The following is a 17,135-nucleotide window of genomic DNA, read 5'->3' as shown; positions in this document are numbered from 1 at the left end:
CCGGCGTTGCGCTCATCGGCCGCAGGCCCGATAACGGGACAGAGATCGAATCGGCCTGCGAGGGAGTGCACGTGGCGAGACGCCAGGGGGAGGCGGTGCACACGCGCCGGTCCGGGGGGATTCGCCGCGTGGTCGTGGTGGCGGGGGTGCTGGTGCTCGCGGTCGCACTCTTGTCCGGATGTACACGAACTGTTCACGGTCGCGCGGTTTCCATCTACGACGACCCGTTCAAGGTGGCCGGTCTGCCCACCACCAGCGGCCCCAGCGGTCCACGCGCGGGCGCCTCGGATTCGACGCTGACCGCGCAGGATTCCGACGGCGGCCAGGTCGACCACCTGGTTCTCAACGCGCTCGACGATATCCAGACCTATTGGCAGGGCGAGTTTCCGCTCGAGTTCGGCGGCGTCTTCAACCCGGTCGGCAAGTTCATCTCGTGGAGCGCCAAGACGCCGCGCTCGCAGGCCGGGCAGTTCTGCGGGGAGTCCAGCTACCGGCTCGTCAATGCCGCCTACTGCCGCCTGGACGGATCCGTCGGCTGGGATCGCGGGGTGCTGCTGCCCGCGGTGGCCGACGAGTTCGGGAAGATGTCGGTCGTGATGGTGCTGGCCCACGAGTACGGGCACGCCATCCAGGAGATGGCCAAGCTCGTCGGCCGCCGCACCCCGACCATCGTCAAGGAGCAGCAGGCGGATTGCTTTGCGGGGGCGTTCATCCGGAACGTGGCGGAGGGGAAGGCCAAGCACTTCACCATCAATACCTCCGACGGGTTGAACGCGGTGCTGGCCGCCACCGTCGCCTTCCGCGACGCCGATCCGGACGATCCGCAGAACGTGCACGGTTCGGCGTTCGAGCGGGTGACCGCGGTGCAGATCGGTTTCACCGACGGGCCCAAGGGCTGTAAGGCCATCGACCAGAACGAGATCGACCGCCGCCGCGGCGATCTGCCGCAGACCCTGGGCAACGACTCCGGCCACGGCCAGTCCGACGTGAACAAGGCCAACCTGCAGGAACTGGCCAAGGCCATGGCCGCCATCATGCCGATCCCGGACGAGCCCAAATACGGCTACGACTCGGCCAAACTGAACTGCCGCAACGGCGCCGACACCGTCCCGGTCACCTACTGCCCCGCCACCAACCTGATCGGCACCGACGTGCCCGCGCTGCACGATCGCGGCGTCTCCAACACCGACGACCAGGACGCCCTGCCCGCCGATGTGACCGGCGATTTCACCGCCTACATCGTCTTCATCTCGCGCTACACCCTGGCCGTGCAGCATGCCGCGGGACTGCCGCTGAAAGGGGCGAAGACCGGCCTGCGCGCGGCCTGCCTGTCGGGCGTGATCTCCGGAAAGCTGGCCGACCCCAACCGAAGCAGGTCCCAGGGCGACATCTCGCTGTCGGCGGGCGATCTCGACGAGGCGGTCTCCGGCCTGCTCTCCGACGGCCTGGCCGCCAGCGACACCGACGGCAAGACGGTCCCCAGCGGCTTCTCCCGGGTCGACGCCTTCCGCGCAGGCGTCCTCGGAACCCCGGACACCTGCTACTCGCGCTATACCTGATCGCGCCTCATCCGAAGGGCGGGGGTGCAACCGGATCGAGCCGCAGCACCCGGTTGCCGAGCATGATTTCGGTGCCGGCGGTCAGGGTGAAGGGCTGATTCGGTTGCAGCCGAATCCAATCCCGGTAGCCCTGTGGGCGGACCCGGGTGCCGTTGGTGGAGCCGTGGTCGACGATGGTGATGTCCCAGTTCACCAGGCGGATCTCGGCGTGGACGCGGGACATGCCGCCGGAGTTGTCGTCGATTCGCAAGGGCAGCAGGCCCGCTCGCACCGGATCGGAGTGCTCGGGGTCGCGGCCGACCACGGCGTCGGCGGCCACCATGTAGGTCATGCCGTCGTCGAGCACCAGCATGCCCAGCGGCGGCCGGATCACCTCGGCGGGTTGCTGGGTCTGATCCACGGGCATGCCGCACACGGTGCAGAAGGCCGCCCGCGGATCGCTGGGATGCGCACGCGCGCACTTGAATCCGAGCACCTTCACGGTGAGCGCGGTGGCCTTGGCGGTGGCCTCCAGTCGACGCTGCAGATCCGGGTCGGGTTTGGGCGCGGGGTTGGTGCCGTTCGCCTCCCGGGCGCCGCCCATCTCGGTCGGAGCGCGGTGCAGGTCGATGCCCTCGGTGTCCGGATCATTCTGGGCGGGCCCGGGTTCCGGGTCCAGGCTCGCCGGAATGCGATTGGAGGTGCGGGTCGGAATCAGGTTGGGGTCCAGGGGAATCGCTTCCGGCTCAGGATCCCGCTCCGCGTCGAACGCCGCGGTCGGCGGCGGCGGTTCCACGACCCGCTGCCGCGCCCCGGCCGGGCGCGCCGACCGTCGCGACACCACCGGCTCGCCCTCGAACCACACCACGGCGCCCGCTGCGGGCGCGACACCCTCGATGAGCGAACCGATTCCGCGCCCCGGTAGCTCAGGCGGCCGTGTGTCATCGATGAACAGGGCGGCGGCCCGCGCGGGCGGCTCGGCCACCCGGTCCACGGTGAAGGCGGCATCACTGCCGCGGTAGTACTCGACCACGGACCCGGCCAGCAGCGCCGTCACCGATCCGTGCAGGAAGATCGCCAGGCCACCGGCGTCGGCGGCGGTCAGAATGCCGAATTCGATTGGCGCGCCGGGCGAGATGCGCTCGGCCTCCTTCATCAGCCAGCGGGTGGCGTGCCGCGCGACCAGCCGACCCGGCCCGTCCGGGGCCTGATCCGTCGCGTCCGCGACCAGATCGCCCAGCGCCCGCGCCGCCACCACGGCCCGCGATCCGGGTGTGAGCGCCCCGGGCTCCCGATGCGCCACCAGGATGACCGCACCCGCCACCCGGCTCACCACATGGCCGCCCGCAACCACCTCGACCTGCCGATCCATCAAGGGAACCGACCCCCGAGGAGCACACGGCAGGGATTGTTCAACACAGCATCCAGGTTACGTCCCGGCCCTGGACCACCTGGCCGCCCCATCCCGCAGTCCATTCGACTGAGGAGTCTTCGTATGCCAAAGTGACCAATGATCTAGTACCGATGGGGGTAGCTCCCCGGGTACGTCCGAAATCGGTTCGGCACCGGGCCGCCGGCACGGGTGCGCGACGGCCTACGGCTCTCAGCCGCCCGCTGAAGTCACGGGGAGACGCAATGGCGATGAGTCCAGGCACCATCGTCGGCGGGTATCGGATCGTCCGGGTGCTCGGATCGGGCGGCATGGGCACGGTTTACCTGGCCAAACATCCCGAACTGCCGCGCATGGACGCGCTCAAGGTGCTCTCCTCCGATCTGACCACCAACGAGGAGTTCCGCGGCCGCTTCGAACGCGAGGCGAATGTGGTTGCGGGCATGGACCACCCGAATATCGTCTCGGTCCACAATCGCGGCGAGGAGAACGGCCAGCTCTGGATCGCCATGCAGTATGTCGAGGGCACCGACGCCTCGGCCGAGCTCAAGCGTGATCCGGCCGCGGTGCCGCCGCTGCGCGCGCTGTCCATCGTCACCCAGATCGGCCGCGGCCTGGACTACGCGCACCGACGCGGCCTGCTGCACCGCGATGTGAAGCCCGCCAACTTCCTGCTCTCCAGCGTCGACGGTGAGGACGAGCGCGCCCTGCTCGCCGACTTCGGCGTCGCCAAGTCCACCGAGGACACCACCGAGCTCACCCAGACCGGCAGCTTCGTGGCCACCATCGCCTACGCGCCGCCGGAACAGCTGTCCGGCCAGCCGCTGGACCACCGCGCCGACATCTACAGCCTCGGCTGCTCCTTCTTCAAGCTGCTGACCGGCCGAAACCCCTATCCCGCAACGCAACCGGCGCTGGTCATGATGGGCCACCTGCACGAGCCGCCGCCGCGCGCCACCGACGTCAACCCGCACCTGCCCGCGACGCTGGACGAGATCTTCGCGCGGGTCATGGCGAAGAACCCGGCCGAGCGCTTCAACTCCTGCCGCGAGTTCACCGAGGCCGCCACGGCCGCACTGGTGCCCGGCTACAACCCGGTGTCGACCACGACCTCGCCGACCTACCCGATCCAGGTCGCGCCGCCGAGCATGCTGCTACCCGGCGGCGGAACCCAGAGCGGCACACCGCTGTCCGCCGCCGAGCCCACCGAGACCGGAGAGACCCCGCGCAACCGCAACCGGCTCTACATCGGGATCGGCGCGGCGGTGGTGGCGGTCGCGCTGGCCGTGGGCATCGGGATCGTGGCCACCGGCGGCGACGAGACCAATACCGCCGCAACGACTTCCAGCACCGCCCCCGCCACGGCGACCTCGGTGGATCCGAATCTGAGCCCGGTGGACAAGGCGCGCAAGGAGAATCCCGCCTTCGCGGGCAAGACGGTCACCATGGTCGACGTGACCGGTGCCCAGTTCAACACCAAATACAGCATCTACCTGGCCGGTACGCCGCAGGCGAAGTTCCTGGAGAGCCTCGGTTTCGTCTACAACGCCGAGTACCAGCCCAAGGCCGACGAGACCTCGCCCCGCCCCTCCGACGGCTACGGGTCGCTGACCGTGCCCGACAATTCGTACATCATCGCGGTGCGCAGCGATGAAAAGGCCGGTGGCGGTGGGCTGCTCGGCCTGCCGAACGAGATCACCAGTTCGCGCGCGTTAGTCATTCCGCTCGACGATGCGGCCGCGGTGGCCGCACTGCGCGGCTGGACCGCGGATTCGTCGCAGACCCTGATCAACAAGCTGGTTCCGGTGCTGCACAACAGAATCAAGTAGGGTATCGACCGATAGTTCGTTTTCGGGGGAACCATGCGCAAGCGCGCACGCGCTGTCGTGTCCGTAGCTGTCGCCGCAACGATGCGAAACCGACGAGCGCCGCTGCGCAGGCGCTCGGGCAGACCGAGCGGCGACCCGGACAACAAACACGTATCAGCGCCGCCGCCCAGTACGCACTCATGGCGAACAGCACCTGGTAACCGCTAGGGTGTGCCCGATTGTTTGCTGATGGAGGGGGAAGCATGCGCACGGTGAGATGGGCGGCCGTGGCCGTCGCCCTGGTGTTATCGGCAGTGGTGACAGCCGGCTGCGGCTCGGATACCGAAGCGGCCCCGGCGGCGCCCGCCGAACCGGTGATCGACCTCAGCAAGCTCGACACCGGCAATCTGCCCACCCAGCCCAAGCACTACGACAAGGCGACCAACCCCGACCTGGCGCGCGTCGTGCAGGCCGAGCGGCTGGCCAACTACATTCCCCTGCCGTCCGAGGTGAATCCACAGGTCAAGTACCCGGCAGCCGCAGTGAACGGCGCCATCCGCCCGTTCATCGATTTCGGTTCGGGCGCTATGGGACTGCGCACCAACGCCAAAGCCGATGCGCTGAGGGCCGCGGCCCCCGGGTTCATTTCGGGCTTCGTCACTACCGGCGACTCCGATGAACAGCGCGCCCTGGCCTACGAGCACTCGAACGTCGTCCTGATTTTCACCGACGACGCCGCGGCGAGCGCCGCCGCCCGAGCCCTCGGCCAGGCCGACTTCGATGCCGCCCCGGGTAGTCAGCGCCTGCGGATCGACAAGTATCCGGACGCATTCGTCTACCTCGACACCCAGTACAACTTCAATGCCACCGTCCGATCCTGGTATGCCACCGGAAGATTCGTCCTCTTCACCTACATCTGGGACGACGTGATGGCCAAGACCGGGGTGAGTGATCCGGCCAGGCTCACCGCCCGGGCGCAACTCGGCCTCGACGCCATCCCGCCCGCCCTCGCCAAGTTCCCGGTCATTCCCCGGGACCAGCTGACCGAACAGCCCGTCGATATGGACGGAGTCCTCGGGCGCACGCTGCCGACCGTGTACGACGATCAATCCCAACGCGGCATTCCCGGCGTCTACGACCGGCACGGCGGTCTGCAGCTGTTCCCCGGCGACGACAACGCGGCGCTGTTCGACAAGGCGGGTGTCGACCGGGTGGCGTTCAACGGCGGCACCGTCTTCCGTGCCCGCGACGCCGCGGGCGCCGATGCGATCATCGCCGCGCGCGGCGAGACCTCACGCACCTTCCGGCCCGCCGACTCGCCCGCGAACCTGCCGAATGCCAAGTGCCGCAAGTACACCGGTCCCGAGAAGTTCGCGATCCTCCACTACTGCTACGTCACACACGGGCGCTTCGCCGCCGAGGTGTCGGCGAATCAGCTCCTCGATGCCCAGCAGCGCATCTCGGCGCAGTACGCCCTGCTGGTCAACGCGGACAAGTGAGGAGGGGAACACCATGCTCTCGCAACGATTTCGGGTGACAGCCCTGCTCGTACTGACCGCCGCCACGGTGGCGGGGTGCGGCGCGACCGTCCAGGGCAGCACCCACCCCGGGGAAATCGACGTCCGCACATTGGATGTCGGCAAGTACTCCACTGATCCGCTGGAGATGCGCTACGCGTACTCCCCCGACATGGCCACGGGTTTCGAACTGGCCGAACAGCGGCTGGCCGACCACGTGGTCAACGCCGGGGACGTCGATCCGGAATTCAAGTACAGCACCGGCGTTCAGGCCTTCAAGGATTCGGACGGAGCCACCGCTGTCCTGGCCAAGGTCACCGCGCCGATCCTCGACGCCGCCAAGATGATGTTCGGTGTCGCGGTGGGGCACAGCGTGAAACAGCCGGACGAGTTCGGCAAGGCGCCCGACGACAGCCCGTTCACCACGGTGACGGTGATCCAGTTCCCCGATGCGACGGCGGCGTCGAAGGCGGCCGCGGACCTGGAGAACGCCGATTTCGGGGTGGCGGCCGATGTGAATCAGCACGTGTCGCTGTCGAAATACCCCGACGCCCACAGCCATTGGCGTCCCGGTGTCGCCAGCATCGGGTCGACTCTGGCGCACGGCAATTACGTCGTGGACACCTATCTCGGGGTGAGCAATCCGGACCTGTCGAAATTGACGGCGCTGGCCGAAAAGGTCTACGACGCCCAACTTCCCCTGCTGGATTCGCTCCCGCCGCTGGACCGCGAGGGCGTCCTGCGGCTGCCCTTCGACGCGGACGGGATGCTGCGCAGGACCCTCGCGACACAGGTCTATTTCGCGCCCGACTTCACCAATCAGGCGGTCGCCGAACCGCGCGGATTCCTGAATCGGGTGAGCGACCAGGATTTCTGGCGGCGGGCGGTCACCGACAGCGGGATGGATCGCTTCGCCACCTCCGGCGCGTCGTACGACGGCATCAGCATGCTCTTCCGGGCCCGGGACGCGCAGGCGGCCGAGCACTTGTCCGCGGCAGTTCTCGAGCGCGGTTATTCCAGCGTCGCGGACGCGCCCACCGGGGTTCCGAACGCGAAGTGCGGGGAGACCTCCGACAAGAACCGGAACAGTGGCGCCAAGCGCTTTCGGTGCATGGTCAGCTACCGCCGCTACACGGCTGCGGTGGAGTCGAATCAGCTCGCGGACGCCCATCAGCGGGCGGCCGCCCAGTACGCCTTGCTGGCGAATAGCACCTGGTAGTCGGTTCTTTGGCGAATAGCCGAGCAGGGTGGAACCGGCGGGTCGTGACCCACGTCCAATAGCACTGAGAGGTCATCCGCCCGCGAACCGAGAGGAGACACCGTGGCCGGTGCATTCGAAGCCAGCAATGAGCTCATTCAGGCCAAGGCCCAGGAGTTCCAGCAGACCCACGACATGCTGATGCATGCCATCGCCGATCTGAAGCGCGATGAGGACAGCATGGTCGCCGGTGCGAACTGGAGAGGCGGTGCGGCCGACGCCTTCAATGCGTTCATGCAGCGGTACTACTTCCAGGCCGACAAACTCAACGACAAGCTGGTGCACACCGCGGAGACGCTGGTCAAGGTCGGCTCCAACTACGAAGAGCACGACAAGGATTACGAATCCAAGGTCACCGCGCAGGTCTCGAGCCTGGACCTCCCGGCCGTCTAGCCGATTCGGCCTAGCCCTTCTATTCGGACCAGTGGCAAAGGAATTCATCATGGCAGCAGTAGACGGCAGGATCATCTCCGCCCATTTCGAGGGCGTCGCCGACGGCGCGAATTCGATCATCCGCCGCGCGGAGGTCATCCGCGACCAACTCGAGGCCTTCCACCGCAGCGTGGAGGAGTTCGTCCAGAACAACTGGAAGGGTGACGCCAACGACGCGTTCACCGACCTCCAGCGCGCGTGGAACCAGCACGTCCTCCAGCTCAACACCACCCTCAACGGCGCGGCCACCCTGGTCCGCACCGGCAATGCCGAACTCCAGGCCAAGGACACCGCCCTCGCCGGCTTGTTCTGACCCACCTCCCCGCTCCTTCGGCCTCGATGGCCACACTGGGTCGGGAAGCCGAAAAGACTTGCCCCTCAGGACCTTTCGGCCGATTATCGGGTATGTGTCGCCGAGACCGGGCGGTGGCTGTGGCCAACCGTCACGGCGATCAGAACGATCGAACCAGAGACTATCCATCACTCGGGTGAGTGCGGACAAGTCGCAGCTCGCGGTCACAGATCGGCCGCGGGCAACCAGGCGGTTTGGATCAGGTTCTCGCTTGCGCGGGTGACGTAGGTGCCTCGGCCCGGGGGCATGAGGGAGGGGCGGGTGGTGCCGAAGAGGGCGCCCTCGTCGCGGCTGCAGCTCATGATCAGTGATGCGGAGTTGAGTTCCTTGAGGCGGTTGAGGGTGGCCTCGTACATGGCCCGGCCCGCGCCACCGGACCGGCGGGCCAGGATCAGGTGGAAACCGAGGTCTCGAGCGTGGGCCAGGTGGTCGACCAGGGCGTGCAGCGGGTTGCCGCCGGCAGTGGCGACCAGGTCGTAGTCGTCGACGACGACGTAGAGTTCCGGGCCGCGCCACCAGGACCGGTCCTTGAGCTGCTGCGGGGTCACCTCGGGGCCGGGCATGCGCTGGGTGACGTAGGCGGCCAGGTCGGCCATGTTCCGGGTGAACTGCGGGGCGGTGGTGCCGTAGCCGGCGAGATAGCCCTGCGGCACGGCGCCGAGCATGGTCCGGCGGTAGTCGCCCATGATGATGCGGGCCTGATCGGTGGTATTGGACGCGCAGATGGACTGCACCAGAGCGCGCAGCAGGGTGGTCTTACCGCACTCGGAATCGCCGATGACGACGAAATGCTGGCTCGCAGCCAGATCCAGATACACCGGGGCCAGCCCGGATTCATTGATGCCGAGCGGAAAGCGCAGGCACGGCTGTGTGTTGTCCATCTCGGCGGGCCAGTCCCGCGCCAGCCGCAGCAGTTCCGCTCGCGGCAGCCGGTCGGGCAGCATGCGGACCGCCGGTGCCCGACGCCCCGGGGTGAACTGGGCGATGTCCGAAACAGCCTGCGCCACACCGATTCCCAGTGTCGCCGGATCCGGGTCGCCGTCCAAGCGCGGCAGCGCGGTCAGCATGTGCAGCCCGTCGGCGGTCATGCCGCGGCCCGGGCGGCCCATGGGCACCAGCGCCGCGAACTTGCGCCCCAGATCGGAGTCCATGGGGTCGCCGAGCCGCAGTTCGATGCGGGTGCCGATCTGGTCCTTGAGCGCGGGCCGCGCCTCGGCCCAGCGGTTCAGCGACATCACCACGTGCACGCCGTACGAAAGTCCCTGCACCGCGAGATTCATGACGGTCTGATCCAGCAGCTCGAACTCCTGCCGGAACGCGCCGTACCCGTCGATCACCAGGAACACGTCGCCGAACGGATCCTCGTGCACTCCCGCGGCGGTGGGACCGGTTCCCTGGTCGGCGGGGTGATCACCGGTCCCCGGGTCGGCGCGAAGCCGCCGGAACTCGGCCATGGACTCCACGCCGAGCCGCCGGAAGGTGGCCTCGCGGCGGCGCACGATGCCCACCATCTCGGCCACGATGCGCCGCACCCTGTCCTCCTCCATGCGGCTGGCGACCGCACCCACGTGTGGCAGCCCCTCCAGACCGATCATGGTGCCGCCCCCGAAGTCGAGCAGATAGAACTGCACCTGTTCGGCAGTGTGCGTCAAGGACATCGCCATGACCAGCGCGCGCAGCGCGGTCGACTTCCCCGACTGCGGGCCGCCGACAACTGCCGCATTGCCGCGCGATCCGGACAGGTCCACCACCATGGGGTCGCGGCGCTGATCGTACGGCCGGTCGACAATGCCGATCGGGGCACGCAGGGCCGCAACGGGATTCCAGTCCCCGGTGAGGATCGAGCGCCGCAGCAGCTGATCCAGCGTGGACGCCGCACCGAGCGGCGGCAGCCAGATCTCATGGGCCGGACGGCCGTACCCTCGCACCCGCGACACCAGCATCTGCAGGTTGGAGATCTGATCCGCGCCGGCGGGGGCTGTCACCGGTTCCGGCAGGTCGGGCAGCGGAACCCGGTCGGCGGCACGGAAGTCCACACGGTCGGCGGTGAACGGCCGCGCGGTCACATCGACGTCGCCGAACCGGGTGGCCACCGCGGCATCGCGCCGCGACCTGCCGCCGGCACAGGGTCCCGAGACATAGGCGGACCGGAACCGCTGGATCTCCCCGGAATCGGATTTCAGGTAGCCGCCGCCGGGACTATTGGGCAGGTTGTAGGCATCCGGCACGCCCAGCACCTGCCGGGATTCATTGGCGGAGAAGGTCTTCAAGCCGATCCGGTAGGACAGGTGACTTTCCAGACCCTTGAGCCGCCCCTCTTCCAGCCGCTGTGAAGCCAGCAGCAGATGGACATGCAGCGAGCGCCCCAGCCGGCCGATCATGGTGAACAGTTCCGCGAAATCCGGATGCTGCGAGAGCAATTCGGAGAACTCGTCGAGCACCACGAACAGCGCGGGCAGGGGATCCAGATCCGCGCCCGCCGCCCGTGCCTTCTCGTACTCGGAGACATTGGCGAAATTGCCCGCCGCGCGCAGCAGTTCCTGGCGGCGGTTCATCTCGCCGGCCAGCGCGTCGCGCATGCGGTCGACCAGATCGGCTTCCTCCTCCAGATTGGTGATGATGGCCGCGACATGCGCCACCCCCTCCAGCCCGAGGAACGTCGCGCCGCCCTTGAAGTCCACCAGCACGAAGTTCAGCTGATCCGGCGAGTGCGTGGCGATGAGCGAAAGCACCAGCGTCCGAAGGAACTCCGACTTACCCGAGCCGGTAGCGCCGATGCACAGCCCGTGCGGCCCCATACCGCCCTCGGCCGCCTCCTTGATGTCGAGCACCACCGGCAGCCCGTCGGCCCCGATACCGAAGGGCACCCGCAGCCGCTCCCGGCCGTAGCGCGGCTTCCACGCCGTCTCGGGGGTGAAGGCACCGATGTCGCCCAGGCCCAGCAGCTGCGACCAGCTCGAGATGACCTCGCCCTCCTCGCCGGTGGCCTCGGCAGTGCGCGCGACGGCGGCCCGATACGGCGCGAGCCGGCGCGCGGCCTGCTCGGCCTCGCGGGCCGTGATGCGGTCGACGACGGCGAAGCGCTCCATCGCCCCGGAGGCGCCGCGCCCGGCGCACTCGCCGTTCTCGACCACCATCTGGATGCCCCGGGAGGCGGCCAGCCGCGGCGCGTACCCGCACAGGTCGATGACCGTCACGCCCTCGAAACCGTTCTCCCGCAGGGGATCTTCCTCGACTTCGAGTAGTCCGCCATCCACCACCAGCACGACCTGGGTCAGGTTCGAATCGGGCGGCTGATTGCGGGAGTACCGAACCCGGTTGTGCAACAGGGGATTCAGATCGGCGTGCGCCTCACGGACGGAGCCGTACATCATGCGCCCGCTGCCGACGCCGTCCTGCGATTCGGGGTGCTGAGTGTGGGGCAGCCACTTGGTCCACTCCCATTCGCGGACGGTGTCCGGTCCGCAGACCACGGCGATCAGTACCTGGTCGGGGCCCTGGAACATGGCCAGCTGCAACAGCATCGCGCGGGACATGTCGCGAGCCTGGATGCGGTCGCCGGTCAGCTGGACGGCGGCGAAGCCCTTGACCGCGAGGGCGGTGGGCAGATCGGGCACGGTGGAGTGGGTGCGCACGAAGCGCCGGAGCGAGACCGCGGCAATGGGTTCGAGCTCCTCGACGGGCCCAGTTTCCGGGGCGACCAGTCTGGTAGCAAGCCTTTGGTTACCGAGCCCGATTCGGGCGTGACAGAAATCCTTGTCCCCCGGCCGGCGCTCCCACATCCGCGTGGTCCCCGCCAGCATCCAGATCAGCGCGGGCTCCGGATGACTCCACTCCACGGCCGCCCGCTGCTGCCCGGCCGTCTCCTCCACATCCCGGCGGACCTGGTCCAGATAGCGCAGATAGTCCTTGCGATCCTCGTCGGCCTCGGCCGCCTTCTGCCCCTTGCCACCCTGCCCCGCATACATCCCGACCATGGAGAACACCATCATCATCGGGAACATCAGGCTCATCGGATTGGCGGCGAGACCACTCCCGGAGGTGATCATGAGCGCGACCATCCCGAGCATGCCCACGCCCATCACCACCGGCATGAGCTTGGTGAAGAGATTGGCCGGAACCGTCCGCGGAATCTCCGGCGGCGGTTGCAGGGTCACCTCGCCGCCGGGTGAGCGGGGCATCTCCCGGCGCGGCCGGCGCTGGAACCGTACGGTGCTCATCGCGGAAATCCCCCACGAATTCGAATTGAATTGCGGCTCAGTGTACGAACGGCAACCATCATGCCGTACAGTGCGGGCGTGGCGCAGTCGCGGACCGATCACCTCGAGGAACTCCACGGCACGGTCCGCGCGCCCGATCTGGCGCGAGTCACGATTCTGGCCAAGCACACTCAGGTCGACATGGCCATTCCGGTCGATGTGCCGGTGGCTCTGATCATCCCGAGCGTGGTCGACATGGTCGATCAGCACAATCGCGTCAATGACTTCGACCACGACGGCGAATCATTCGAGCCGCACGAGTGGGTGCTGGCCCGTGTCGGACAGCCGCCCTTCTCCAATTCCCTGAGCCTGTCCGATCAGGGCGTGCGCGATGGGGAACTGCTCATGCTGGAGAACGCCGAACATATCGCGCCCACACCGCTTTTCGACGACATCATGTACAACGTCGCCATCGCCGACGCCGACCACTTCCGCGGCTGGACGCCCCGCACGGCCCGGCTGACCGGATCGGCGCTGGCGGTGGCCCTCATGCTGACCGGCTGCCTCGGCCTGCTGGCCGCGCCCACCGCGATTCCCGGCTGGGTGAGCGCGACCGTGGCCACCGCCGTCACCCTGCTGCTGGTCACCGCGAGCACGGTGCTCGGCCGCATGTACCGCGACCGCGCGAGCGCGCTGGTGCTGGGCGGCTGCGCACTGCCCACCGCCTTCAGCGCGGGCATGCTGTTCGTGCCGAGCCACTACGGCTGGGCCAACGCGTTACTGGGCGCGGTCCTGGCCGGGGCCACCGCGATGCTGGCCTGGCGGGTGAGCGGCGTGGGGTTGGGGCTGTTCATCGGTGCGACCGCGCTGGCGGTCTTCGCCATCCCCGCGACGCTGGTGGGCCTGCTGACGGATCTGCCCGTGCACGCTATCGGCGCCGACGCGGCGGCGCTGGGCCTGGCCGGATTGTCCCTGGCCCCACGGCTTTCCATGCTGCTGGCCAAGCTGCCGCTGCCGCCGGTCCCCACACCCGGCACCCCGATCGACCCCACCGAGGACGACCCCGACGACCATCGCGCCCTGCCCACCATGGAGATGCTGCGCGCGAAATCCGAACAGGCGCGCGACTATCTGGCCGGATTGGTCACGGCGACCACCGCGGTGGTGGCGGCCGGTGGGGTCGCCGCCGTGAATCCGAGCGCCGGCACCCCGTACTGGCCGGGCCTGGCCCTCGCACTGGTGTGCGCCGTGGTGCTGATGTTCCGCAGCCGCACCTACGCGGGCGCGGAACAAGCCGTGGTCCTGATCGCGGGCGGCACATTCATCGTGCTGCCGGCGCTCCTCGGCGCGGCCCTCACCCAGCGACAACCACTCACGATTTTCGGTGTGGCACTGACGCTTTTCACCGCGGCGCTGGTCATGGGCACCATCGTGCCCCGCCGGCAGGCGACCCCACCCACGCGGCGGGCGGTGGAACTGCTCGAATACGGCTTCGTGGCAGCCGTGGTGCCGCTGGCCTTCTGGGTGACCGATCTCTACGCCCTCGTTCGCGGACTGTGATCGTCGTCGGCCATGCCGGATAGAGCACTGAGCATCAACGGTTTCCGCCATCGCGCGGCGGCTCCGGGCGTGCGGGGATTGCGGGTCGCGGCAGCCTCGGTGGTCCTGGCGCTCGGTGCGGTAGTCGGAACGGGAGCCGGGCCGGGTGTCGCGTTCGCGGACCGGCCGCCGCCCATCGACTCGGGCCTGCTGCCTCCCGGCGGTCCGGCCGTGCCGCCGACCGAGACCGAACACCCCGCGAACTCGCCGTGCTCCAGCACCCAGGCGGGCGATGACGGTCCGACCATCCCGCCCACCCAGCGCACCCTCGACCTGCCCGATGCGTGGCAATTCTCGCGGGGCACAGGGCAATTGGTCGCCGTCATCGACACGGGGGTGTCCCCACACCCTAGGCTGCCCGGCCTGATTCCCGGCGGCGACTATGTGGCCGCGGGTGGCGACGGCACCGAGGACTGCGACGCGCACGGCACCATAGTCGCGGGCCTGATCGCCGCTTCCGAGATCGGCGGCCAGGGCTTCGCCGGGGTCGCGCCCGAGGCGCGGATCATGACCATCCGCCAGACCAGCGCGCTGTATCAAACCAAGGGCGCGGGCCGGGAGAAGGGCCCCGACGATATGCCCGACGGCTACGGCAAGATCTCCGCGCTCGCCGCGGCCGTGCGCCGGGCCGCCGACGCGGGCGCGCGGGTCATCAATATCTCCCTGGTCGCCTGCCCCACCGTCGAGCCCGCCAACGCGGAAATGGGCGCGCTCGGCGCGGCGGTGCACTACGCGGCCGTCGAGAAGGACGTGGTCATCGTGGCTTCGGCGGGCAATACCGATACCTGCACGGCGAGCAATCCGGGTCTGGATCCCCTGCACCCTGCCGACGATCCGTGGGATCACGTCACGTCGTATGTGGTGCCGGCCTGGTGGGACGCCTATGTGCTGTCGGTCGGCTCGGTGGACGCCTCCGGTCAGCCGTCGAAGTTCACCGTCCCCGGGCCGTGGGTGGGGGTGGCCGCGCCGGGCGAGAACATCGTCTCGCTGGATCCCCGCAACACCGGGCTCACCACGGCCAAGGTGACGAATCAGGGACAGGTCGTCCCCTACAGCGGAACGAGTTTCGCCGCGCCAGAGGTCTCGGGCGTGGCCGCGCTGGTGCGGGCCCGCTTCCCGGATCTGCGCGCCGCCGAGGTCATCGAGCGCATCGAGGCCACCGCGCACGCGCCGGGCGAGGGCTGGAATCCGGCCATCGGGTACGGCACAGTCGATCCTGTGGCCGCACTCACCGCCGAGGTGCGAAACAGCGTGCCGCCCAAGCGTCCCGCCGGGCCACGGAATCAGCAGCTCGCCCTGCCCACCACGCCGCCCGCACCCGACCGCACACCGCGCAATGTCGCCCTGATCGGCACCGGCGGCGTAGCGCTGCTGCTGGTGCTCGGCTTCCTGGCCTCGTTCCCACTGCGCCGCAGGTTCGGTGTGCACGACACCGACGCTTGAGCTCAGTTCCCGTTCGGTGCTCGTGTTTTCACCGGCTCCCTGGCGGGATTCGGATCGGGCGCGACCCCGTCGTGGGCGACCATGGCCGCTTCCCGGCTGAGAGTCGGTCCGGGAGCGAGCAATCCGAGAATCGGCCACGGCACCGATTCCGGCCGCACCTGCTCCGGGCCCATACCCAGCGCCTCGGCAGAATCCAGATTCTTGATCCCGAACCGCACTCCGTAGTCGGATACGAAGAACAGGCTGTCGTGGCGCTGGCTGTCCGGCTCGATACCGGTGGACTGCACGTACGCTCCCGCGCCCGGCTTCATATAGAAGCTGTCCACATTCGGGCCGCTGCCGTCGGCCTGCGCCAGCGGAACCAGCCTGGCGCGGTCGGGAATCGGTACCGCGTGTCCGGTGAGCACCGCCAGCTCGGCGTGCTTGCTGCCATCGGACGTGTCGGCGGAACCGACCGGTTTCCACGACAGGCAGTCGACGGGTTGATCCTTACCGTCCACCAGGGCCGGGGCCCGGTCCGGATACTTCGATACCTGCAGCGCCGAGGAGACCGGCGCGCCGGTACGGTCGGCCTGCGCGATGTAGTCGTCGGCGGCGCTGGCGCGGTAGGCATTCCGGATGATGTCGGCGGTCAGCGCCGAGACCGGCTGTAGGCCGTCGGACAGCACCACGTAGTACTTGCTGTCGGTCCGCACCTGCACCACATCGCCGATCCGGTGGTCGCCGAGCGGGTAATCCGGTGCGGCGCCGGACTTCTCGATGCGCGGCGGAACCAGCGGCGGCGCTTCGGGAATCGCGTTCAGCAGGCCGTCGCTGATCGGGCGCGGGGTCCGGCCGCGCAGATCGAGGGCATCGACCACCGCCCGATCGTCCAGATCGATCCGGGCGCGCCGATCGTCGTAGATCAGGTAGGTGTGGTCCCGGCCCTGTACCAGCAGCGCCGTGCCGGACGCCATGGGAGATGCCTTGTCCGCCTGGCCCGTATCGCCGGCCAGCACCGAGGTGGTGAGAGTGCGGCTGCCGTCATTGGACAGCACGTCGCACACCGTCCAGCTGCGGCCGTCGCCACCGGTGAAGGTCAGGGAGGTCGGCCCGCCCGGTATGCCGATCAGCTGCCCGCGCGGCTTCCCGGCCAGCTCGGACTCCCGCACGGTCGCGGGCTCGACCGCGTCGCCGGCGGCCAGGCGCGCCGAGGCCAGGTTCAGCGCCGGATGGACCACATTGCCGAGCACTACGTAGACCGCGCCGGAGTCCTTGCCGATGAGGATCTTGTCGGACCCGATCCGGTCCTGCGGCCGCAGCAGAGCCAATACTCCGCAACCCGCCAGTCCGACACACGCGAGGATGAGTCCGGCGGCGTACGCCCGCGCCTGTGAACGCATGGGATCGTGCAGCATTCGCACGTCCCGGCGAACCAGGGCGTGCTCCATACGACGGACCAGGAAGCGATAGCCGCTCACCTGCCATCGGGTGGTGGGTTTCGAAGGCATCCAAGTCCCCGGCAAGTCGTTGCGTTCGCCGAATACAGTACATTTACAAGGACATTCATTTGCACTCGGCCGCCGCGCGGCGCACTCGGACAGCGCGCGGGGCCGATAT

General features: G+C 68.6%; 11 protein-coding genes. 8 read left to right on the top strand and 3 right to left on the bottom strand.

What is annotated here, in order from left to right; all coding sequences use genetic code 11:
* The first annotated feature begins 71 nt into the window (after nt 1–71).
* Nucleotides 72–1,559, top strand: a complete 1,488-nt coding sequence (locus ACQP1O_RS04660) for a metallopeptidase (RefSeq protein ID WP_433564656.1) — start codon at nt 72–74, stop codon at nt 1,557–1,559.
* Between the two features lie 7 nt (nt 1,560–1,566).
* Here ACQP1O_RS04660 and ACQP1O_RS04655 read toward each other — a convergent pair whose 3' ends face one another.
* Nucleotides 1,567–2,910, bottom strand: a complete 1,344-nt coding sequence (locus ACQP1O_RS04655; RefSeq protein ID WP_433564655.1) for an FHA domain-containing protein — start codon at nt 2,908–2,910, stop codon at nt 1,567–1,569.
* A 263-nt stretch (nt 2,911–3,173) separates the two neighbouring features.
* Here ACQP1O_RS04655 and ACQP1O_RS04650 point away from each other — a divergent pair, with 263 nt between their 5' ends.
* From ACQP1O_RS04650 to ACQP1O_RS04630, 5 genes are all read left to right on the top strand, one after another.
* Entirely contained in the window at nt 3,174–4,757 is a 1,584-nt protein-coding gene (locus ACQP1O_RS04650) for a serine/threonine-protein kinase (protein WP_433564654.1), read from the top strand.
* A gap of 242 nt (nt 4,758–4,999) precedes the next feature.
* A complete protein-coding gene (locus tag ACQP1O_RS04645; protein WP_433564653.1) occupies nt 5,000–6,235 on the top strand; it encodes a DUF7373 family lipoprotein in 1,236 nt (411 codons plus the stop codon).
* A 13-nt stretch (nt 6,236–6,248) separates the two neighbouring features.
* Nucleotides 6,249–7,472, top strand: coding sequence for a DUF7373 family lipoprotein (locus tag ACQP1O_RS04640; protein ID WP_433564652.1), 1,224 nt, complete (start codon nt 6,249–6,251; stop codon nt 7,470–7,472).
* Nucleotides 7,473–7,574: 102 nt separating this feature from the next.
* Nucleotides 7,575–7,904 carry a WXG100 family type VII secretion target gene (locus ACQP1O_RS04635; RefSeq protein ID WP_433564651.1) on the top strand — a complete coding sequence of 110 codons (330 nt, stop codon included), beginning with the start codon at nt 7,575–7,577 and terminating at the stop codon, nt 7,902–7,904.
* Nucleotides 7,905–7,953: 49 nt separating this feature from the next.
* Nucleotides 7,954–8,256, top strand: a complete 303-nt coding sequence (locus ACQP1O_RS04630; protein ID WP_433564650.1) for a WXG100 family type VII secretion target — start codon at nt 7,954–7,956, stop codon at nt 8,254–8,256.
* 203 nt (nt 8,257–8,459) lie between these two features.
* Here the strand turns inward: ACQP1O_RS04630 and eccCa are convergent, their stop codons facing one another.
* Complete coding sequence (gene eccCa / locus ACQP1O_RS04625; RefSeq protein WP_433564649.1) at nt 8,460–12,515, bottom strand: type VII secretion protein EccCa; 4,056 nt, start codon at nt 12,513–12,515, stop codon at nt 8,460–8,462.
* Nucleotides 12,516–12,593: 78 nt separating this feature from the next.
* On the opposite strand from eccCa, the gene eccD reads away from it, so the two are divergent.
* Entirely contained in the window at nt 12,594–14,054 is a 1,461-nt protein-coding gene (gene eccD, locus ACQP1O_RS04620; RefSeq protein ID WP_433564648.1) for a type VII secretion integral membrane protein EccD, read from the top strand.
* A gap of 12 nt (nt 14,055–14,066) precedes the next feature.
* Nucleotides 14,067–15,536 carry a type VII secretion-associated serine protease mycosin gene (gene mycP, locus ACQP1O_RS04615; protein WP_433564647.1) on the top strand — a complete coding sequence of 490 codons (1,470 nt, stop codon included), beginning with the start codon at nt 14,067–14,069 and terminating at the stop codon, nt 15,534–15,536.
* A 2-nt stretch (nt 15,537–15,538) separates the two neighbouring features.
* Here mycP and eccB read toward each other — a convergent pair whose 3' ends face one another.
* Entirely contained in the window at nt 15,539–17,026 is a 1,488-nt protein-coding gene (gene eccB, locus ACQP1O_RS04610; protein ID WP_433564646.1) for a type VII secretion protein EccB, read from the bottom strand.
* Nucleotides 17,027–17,135 lie beyond the last annotated feature (109 nt).

This window comes from Nocardia sp. CA-151230, from assembly GCF_050942175.1.
Taxonomy (GTDB): domain Bacteria; phylum Actinomycetota; class Actinomycetes; order Mycobacteriales; family Mycobacteriaceae; genus Nocardia.
Note: the sequence above shows the minus strand (reverse complement) of the source record. Positions and strands in the feature narration are given on the sequence as shown.